General features: G+C 35.8%; 6 protein-coding genes and 1 pseudogene. All 7 read left to right on the top strand.

The genetic code is table 11. From position 1 onward, the window contains the following. The first annotated feature begins 156 nt into the window (after nt 1-156). Complete coding sequence (locus tag ACOX6R_RS06575) at nt 157-705, top strand: MarR family transcriptional regulator (RefSeq protein WP_433448505.1); 549 nt, start codon at nt 157-159, stop codon at nt 703-705. Nucleotides 706-889: 184 nt separating this feature from the next. Then, nucleotides 890-1,933 (top strand): 3-dehydroquinate synthase, encoded by a 1,044-nt coding sequence (aroB, locus tag ACOX6R_RS06570; RefSeq protein ID WP_433448503.1) that lies wholly within the window; start codon nt 890-892, stop codon nt 1,931-1,933. Then, nucleotides 1,923-3,161, top strand: a complete 1,239-nt coding sequence (locus ACOX6R_RS06565) for a 3-phosphoshikimate 1-carboxyvinyltransferase (protein WP_433448501.1) — start codon at nt 1,923-1,925, stop codon at nt 3,159-3,161. Before aroB ends, ACOX6R_RS06565 begins: the two co-directional genes overlap by 11 nt. Beyond that, nucleotides 3,151-4,236: a chorismate synthase gene (gene aroC, locus ACOX6R_RS06560; protein ID WP_433448499.1), complete on the top strand. Its 1,086-nt coding sequence runs from the start codon at nt 3,151-3,153 to the stop codon at nt 4,234-4,236. The genes ACOX6R_RS06565 and aroC overlap by 11 nt, the downstream gene beginning before the upstream one ends. After that, a pseudogene (locus ACOX6R_RS06555) lies at nt 4,233-5,705 on the top strand (shikimate kinase); the annotation flags it as partial. The gene aroC and the pseudogene ACOX6R_RS06555, both read left to right, overlap by 4 nt. Next, nucleotides 5,706-6,164, top strand: coding sequence for a type II 3-dehydroquinate dehydratase (locus ACOX6R_RS06550; protein WP_433448507.1), 459 nt, complete (start codon nt 5,706-5,708; stop codon nt 6,162-6,164). Beyond that, on the top strand, nt 6,161-7,853 hold a 1,693-nt coding region (locus ACOX6R_RS06545; protein ID WP_433448497.1), incomplete at its 3' end, for a glutamine amidotransferase-related protein. The genes ACOX6R_RS06550 and ACOX6R_RS06545, both read left to right, overlap by 4 nt.

Genomic DNA, 7,853 nt, shown 5'->3' with positions numbered 1-7,853 from the left:
ACTAGTTAAATTTTTGCATTTATTTGAAACGAAATTTCATTTTGTAAATTATATTTAATTTTATTTTGGTTGTTAATATTAATATGTCGATTCCCTCACACTTTAGTTATCTTGTCACTTATAAGGAACTGTGGTATTATAGGAATGAGGTGAATTATGGATAAGGATGTTTTTTACACTGATTATGTTGAAGCTCTCAATGATAAAAGTGTCAACGACAAAAGTACAAATGCTAAATATGCAAAACTAAGTGAAATAGTGGTGCCAGTTTATGATTTTGTTCTTGCTTATGCTAATTATTTTAATGAAAGAAAGGACTACGGCAGCGGACCTAAACTTACTCTTGTTGAAGTTCATATTTTGACACAAATTTATGATAATCCAGGTACTACTGTAACTGAAATCGCAAAAATTTGGAACAGAACGACTTCTGCTATATCCCAGACCGTAAGAAAATTAATGAAGCAAGACTTAGTTTACAGAGAAAATTCTACATCTGACGGCAAAGTATTTCACCTTTATACCACAGAGCTTGGTAAAGAGACTTCAATGGCTCACAAGAGATACGATAACGACGACATAACTAATGCTACAGATATTCTATTAGAAAAATTTTCTATGGAAGATCTCATTAAGTTTTCAGAAATTTGTAGTTATTCACACGAAATCTTATCTTGTGAATTGGAAAAAGAAAACGAAGATTAGTTTTGTAAGAATACGTAAGTCTTTTATTTCTAATTACTTAATTTTGCGACATCAGTCGCACATATTTTAAAAAGATCATTGCATTGCAGTGGTCTTTTTTGTTTTGCAAATTTCCTAAACTGATATCTTTCAATATTTTTAATTTTTGTGATAGAATCAAGGTATAATTTATGTAGAGGTTGTTATGAAAATAAAAGTTAAAGATAATAATTATTTTATAGATATTGTTTACAAAAATGATGAAGGTTTAATAAATTATTTAGACGAAAATCATGAGTCCAAATTTTTAGTTATAACCGATGAGAATGTTCTTAATATTTACGAGAAAAGAATTGAAAGCTTTATGAAAGGTAGAGATTATTTTATCTATAGCTTTCCTGCAGGTGAAAATTCTAAGTCTATTGAAAATTATATTAAGATAAATGAGTTTTTGTCTAAGATGAATTTTAACAGAGGCGATAAGATCATAGCTTTTGGCGGCGGAGTTGTTGGAGATATCTCCGGCTTTGTTGCTTCTACTTATCTTCGCGGAATTGGTTTTATCTCTGTTCCGACGACCCTTCTTTCCATGATTGACTCGTCTGTTGGCGGCAAGAACGGTGTAAACTTTCTTAGTCTTAAAAATCAAATCGGAAGCTTCTACTTCCCCGAGTACGTCCACATTGACTACAGTTTTTTAAAGACTCTCGACAAGAGAAATATAAATAATGGAATGGCAGAAATTTTTAAATATTCTGTTTTAAAGGACGAGAGCTTATTTAAATATTTAAGAGATAGCGACAATCTTAATTACGAAAAAATTATCTCCACTTCTTTAAATATTAAGCTTAGCTTTGTTAAAGACGATGAGAAGGATAAGGGCAAGAGGCAGAAGCTTAACCTTGGTCACACTCTAGGTCACGGAATTGAGAGTCTCTCCAACTATTCTTTAAATCACGGCGAGAGCATTGGAATCGGAACAATTTACATGGCAAGGGCAAGTTACAAGCTTGGCATTTCCGAAAAAGACTACTCTAAAGATTTAATTAATGCCTTTAATAAGTATGAGCTTCCCACTCATTACGATTTTGATACTGATGAAATTCTTAAGGTTTTAAAGCACGACAAAAAGATTAAGGCCAATATGATTAATGAAATTTTCCCCGTTAGAATTGGCGAAGTTATAAGTAAAAGGATTACTTTCGATGAGCTCAGAAAAGTTATTGAATTAGGTAAAGATGATGAATAGAATTATTGAAAACCAAAAATTAAGTGGTGAAATTTCTGCCATAACTTCAAAATCCTATGCCCACAGAGCCATACTTGCCTCTCTCCTTTCGAATGGAAATTCTACTATTATAATTGATAATCTTTCAAAAGACATCGAAGCGAGTCTTAGATCAATAACATCGCTCGGCGCAAGTATAAATCGCAGCGGGAATAAATTTCACATAATTCCACCTAAGAAATTTAAGAGCCCCGTAACTTTAAACGTTGGCGAAAGCGGCACTACTCTTAGGCTAATCATCCCAATAATTGCAACGCTTGGACTCGATGCAAAAATTGTTCGCGAGGGAAGTTTAATCGGTAGAACGAACTCCATATACTTTGACCTTTTGCCAAAGCACGGAGTGGAGATTTATGAAGATGGCGACGCGATTTATTTAAGTGGGAAGCTCGTTGATTTTAATTTCAAAATCCCAGGCAATGTCAGCTCACAGTTTATTTCGGGACTAATGCTTGCATCGGGCGCCAGTGATAAAGATTTTAAAATTGGAATCACAACAGAGCTTGAATCTAGGCCCTACATCGACATCACAACCCATGTTCTTCAAAAGTTTGGGCTAGAAATTATTGAAGATGGAAAGACATTTCTCTGCAAAAACACTTTTGTAGCAACAGAATATGTTGTCGAAAGAGACTGGAGCAATGCTCTTTTCTTCCTTGCAGCTGGCGTGAAAGTTAAAGGCTTAAATAAAAATTCAAAGCAGGGCGACAAAAAGGCTTTGGAATTTTTAAAGAAATTGGGTTTTCAAAATATTTCAAAAGATGAGTACCAACTTAAAAAAATAAATTCTGCAGAAGACATGAGAATTTTGGACGCAAGAGACATTCCAGATACCGTGCCAATTTTGTGTGTAATCTCTGCACTCGCCTACGGTTGCACGGAAATTATAAACATAAAAAGGCTTAGGCTAAAAGAGAGCGACAGAGTTAAAAGCACTGTTGAAATGCTCGAGAATTTGGGAGTAAAGGTCGATTTATGCGAAGACTCTTTTTCTTTTGACGGCATAGACACTTTTAAATCTACAAAAATAAATTCACACAACGACCACAGAATTGCAATGGCATCAGCTATTGCTGCAACTTTTGCAGATGGGCCAGTTGAAATAATTGATAGCGAGTGCGTTGAAAAATCCTACACAGATTTTTATAAAGATTTTGAGTCCTTGGGAGGTGCTATAAATGTCCTATAGTTTTGGCAAAAATTACAAAATTACTGTATTCGGTCAGTCTCATTCAAAAGAAATTGGCGTCGTAATCGACGGAATAAAGACGGGATACCAGATAAATTACGATTTAATCGAGAAAAATTTAGACAGAAGAAGGCCTGGCAAAAATAAATATTCCACAACGCGCAAGGAACTCGACAGCTTTAAAATTGTAAGCGGTGAAGTTGACGGCATAACTTGCGGTGCGCCCCTTTGCGCAGTCATAGAAAATAAGGACCAAAAAAGCAAAGACTATGAAGAGCTTCGCGACAAACCTCGTCCATCTCACGCAGACTACCCTGCTTACATTAAGTATAACGGTCACAACGACATACGCGGTGGCGGACAGTTCTCTGGCAGAATGACTGCTCCAATGGTGATTGCAGGTTCAATTGCAGAGGATATTTTGTCAGATAAAAATATAAAAATTTATTCGAGGATAAAGAGCATCGGAAAAGTTAAAGACCTCGATATAGATTATGAAAAAATTGATTTAGAAGAACTTCAAAATTTAAAAAATGAGGACTTCCCCGTTTTAAATAAATCTGTTAAAGAAGAAATGCAAAAAGAAATCTTAAAGGCAAAGGAAAATCTCGACTCCGTTGGAGGAATTGTTGAAATTGCAGTTTTAAATATGCCCGCTGGTATTGGCGAGCCACTATTTAACTCAGTCGAGTCAAACATCGCATCTGCCATCTTCTCCATCCCTGGCGTCAAGGGGATCGAATTTGGTTCTGGCTTTTCTTCTGCAGAAATGCTTGGAAGTATCAACAACGACGCATACTACATGGATGGCGAAACTGTGAAGACAAAGACGAATAATCACGGCGGAATAATCGGTGGTCTATCAACTTCAATGCCTATTGTATTTCGCGTGGCAGTTAAGCCAACTCCATCAATTGCAAAAGTGCAGGACACTGTGTCCTTAAAAAATAAAACTGACGAGAAGCTAGAAATACACGGAAGGCACGACCCTTCAATCGTGCCGCGTGCCGCAGTTGCCCTTGAAATGATTACTGCCGTTTCAATTTTAGATCTCGTCATGGAAGGTGAAAGATGAAAAACATCATAGAATATAGAAAAAACTTAGATATAGTGGACTCTGAAATTGCAAAACTCTTAAAGGAGCGCATGGACATTGTAAAAGAAATTGGAATCTACAAAAGAGAAAACAATCTTTCAACTGAAGATTCAAACCGTGAAAATAAAATCTACGAAAATCTTGAAAGTGAAATTGGAGAAGAATACAAAAAAATAATTCGTCCAATTTATGGAGAAATTTTTAAAGAGAGCAAAAAGTTAATTGCAAAAATTAAAGAAGATGACTTCACTTTTGGCTTAATCGGAGAGAGTCTCTCACACAGCAAGTCATCTGAAATTCACGAGCTCTTCGGAAAGTACAGATACTCACTTAAAAATCTAAAAAAAGACGAACTGCCTAAGTTTTTCAGTGACAGAAAATTTATAGGAATCAATGTGACAATTCCCTACAAAGAAGAGTCCATGAAATATCTCGACGAAGTGGACGATCTAGCAAAAGAAATCGGCGCAGTAAATACAATTGTAAATAGAGACGGCAGACTTATCGGCTACAACACCGACTACTTTGGCTTTAAGTACAGCTTAGAGCATAACGGCATAGACCTTAAAGATAAAAAAGTTTTAATCCTTGGAAGTGGCGGCGCAAGCAAGATGGTACAAAAATTTGCAAAGGACTCACAGGCACGAAAAATTGTAGTAATAAGTCGCAAGACCAAGAATAATTACGAGTCCATCGATGGCTTTTTGGACTTTAATGTTATAATAAATGCGACGCCCGTGGGGATGTATCCTCACAACATGGAGAGCAAAATCGACCTTTCGATTTTTAAAAATTTAGATGCAGTAATCGATTTAATTTACAATCCACTTGAGACAAAATTAATTTTGGATGCAAAAAAATTAAATATAAAGACTATGTCGGGACTTCTAATGCTCGTTGCACAGGCCTTTTACGCCTGCGAACTCTTCATGGCTGATGAGTTTAACGATAAATTAATAGATAGAGTTTACAATATAATTAGAAGAGATATGGAAAATATAATATTTATCGGCATGCCGTCATCTGGCAAGAGCACCATGGGACGATTAGTATCCAAAAATTTAAATAGAGAATTTTACGACTTAGACGAACTTGTGGAAAAAAGAGAAAATAAAACTATTCCAGAAATTTTTAAAGAACATGGTGAAAAATATTTTAGAGATTTAGAGACAGAAGTTTTGGCTGAAGTATCCAAAAAAACTGGCGTTGTAATCGCAACGGGAGGCGGCACTCCTATAAGGGATATAAATAGAGATTTAATCCTTCAAAATTCAAAAGTCATCTACTTAGATAGAAAACTTGAAAACTTGGAGACTACTGGAAGGCCTCTTTCCAAAAACTTGGAGGAGCTAAAAAAGCTAAAGGGAGAAAGAGAGCCGATTTACTCTAATCTTTGTGATATAAAGATTGAAGTTATTGAAAATAAAGACGAGACACTTAATTTAATTATGAAAAAACTTAAACCAAAAAAATTTTTAGTAATTGACGGCCCAAATATAAATATGCTTGGCATTCGCGAAGTAAATATTTATGGCAGAGACACTTATAAAAATCTACTTGATCTGATAGACAAAACTGCAATGGAAGAAGATTTAGAAATCGAGCACTTCCAGTCCAATCACGAGGGCGACATAATTGACTTTATACAGAATAATTACAACAAGGTCGACGGAGTTGTGATAAACCCTGCCGGCTACACACATACCAGCGTTGCAATACTCGATTCACTTAAAGGGATTGATGTTCCAACAGTTGAGGTGCACATTTCTGATGTTAAGAGCCGAGAGGACTTTAGACAAATTTCCTATGTCAGGAACTTTGCCATAAAAACTTTCGCAGGTTATGGAATAGACGGATACAGAAGAGCGATAATTTTTCTTAAAAAATATTTAGAGGAGCGAGAATGAAGACACTTATAATAGATAATTACGATTCCTACACTTACAATCTCTTCCAATTAGTTGGAAAAGTAAGCGGCGAGGAGCCAATCGTAATAAAAAACGACGAAATGACTTATGACGAAATTCTTAAACTTGACTTTGACAATGTAATCATCTCCCCAGGACCGGGAAGTCCTGATAACGAAAAAGATTTTGGGGTTTGTAGAGAAGTTATTTTAAATCTAGACAAGCCAATACTCGGAGTCTGTCTCGGTCATCAGGGAATTTACTCTACATTCGGTGGAAAAGTGAAAAGATCCTCTGAGCCAATGCACGGAAGACAAAGTAGAGTTAACCACAATGGAGAAAAATTATTTAAGGGCATAAAAAATAATTTTAAGGTTACGAGATACCATTCTCTAATGTGCGAGAACAAACCCCTTCCAGAAATTCAAATTGACGCCACAACTGATGATGGCGTTGTGATGGCAATTTCACACAAGACTAGACCTATCTTTGGACTGCAATTTCATCCAGAATCTATTGCAAGTGAATGTGGCGAAGAATTAATCAAAAACTTTTTAGACATAACCGAAAAGTTTTATAGAGACGACTCTTGTTGCGATAAACTTTACTTCGAAGTAATAGAAAAAGAATTCGATACAAGAGAAATCTACGAAAAATTATATAATTATGATGACTCTACACTTTGGCTCGACAGCAGCAAGGTTGAAGATGGCCTCTCAAGATTTTCTATATTTGGACTTTGTGGCAAAAGGGGCAAAACTTTAAAATACAATGTGGACAACAAGTTAGTCGAAGTGACAGATGTTGATGGAAATACAAAAAAATACAAGAGAGACATCTTCACATTTTTAAAAGAAAAGAGGCTTCACTGGGACTATAACGAGTCTCTTCCCTTCGACTTTCAACTAGGATACATTGGCTATCTTGGTTACGAACTTAAAAAGGACACAGAGGGAGTTTCAAATAAATATTCCTACGAATATCCCGACGCATATTTTAAATACTGCGACAGAGCCCTTGTCTACGACCACAGAGACGAGAAATTATACATTCTCTCCTATGACGATGACAAAGGCTTTGCAGAAGAAATTAAAGTTTTATTAGAAAAAGATTTAGAGTTAGAGGAGAAGTCTAATCTAAAAAGAGAATTTCCAAAATTAAAATTTGTCCGCGACAAAAAAGGTTACATCGAAGACATCGAAAAAATAAAAGATTTAATCCGCGCGGGAGAAACTTACGAAGTATGTCTTACAAATAGGCTCGACATACTTGACTCCTTGGACGGAAAAGAATACTATATGAATCTCAGAGAAAAAAGTCCGGGACAATACTCTGCATTCTTGCCACTTGACGAAATAAAAATCGCATCTTCATCAATGGAGAGATTTATGAAGGTGGACAAAAATAAAGTCGTGAGCACTAAGCCCATCAAGGGCACAATTAGACGCGGCGAGTCTTTGGAAGAAGATAAAAAATTAATCGAGGCGCTAAAGAGCGAAGAAAAAACTCTATCAGAGAACCTCATGATTGTAGATCTTTTAAGAAACGACCTTGGCAAGTTTTGTGAAATTGGTTCAGTTGAAGTTCCAAAGTACATGGACGTTGAAACTTACAAGACTCTTCACCAGCTTGTGACTACAGTATGTGGCAAAATCAAAAAAGACGTGGACGTGATCGAAGTTCTGGAAA

Source organism: Peptoniphilus sp. (assembly GCF_050943655.1).
Classification (GTDB): domain Bacteria; phylum Bacillota; class Clostridia; order Tissierellales; family Peptoniphilaceae; genus Peptoniphilus_A.
This window is presented reverse-complemented; position numbering and strand designations above follow the sequence as displayed.

Excerpts from the sequence above, each read along its gene's own strand:
- ACOX6R_RS06575 (WP_433448505.1), top strand. The coding sequence starts at position 157 with ATGGATAAGGATGTTTTTTACACTGATTATGTTGAAGCTCTCAATGAT.
- aroB (WP_433448503.1), top strand. The coding sequence starts at position 890 with ATGAAAATAAAAGTTAAAGATAATAATTATTTTATAGATATTGTTTAC.
- ACOX6R_RS06565 (WP_433448501.1), top strand. The coding sequence starts at position 1,923 with ATGATGAATAGAATTATTGAAAACCAAAAATTAAGTGGTGAAATTTCT.
- aroC (WP_433448499.1), top strand. The coding sequence starts at position 3,151 with ATGTCCTATAGTTTTGGCAAAAATTACAAAATTACTGTATTCGGTCAG.
- ACOX6R_RS06550 (WP_433448507.1), top strand. The coding sequence starts at position 5,706 with ATGAAAAAACTTAAACCAAAAAAATTTTTAGTAATTGACGGCCCAAAT.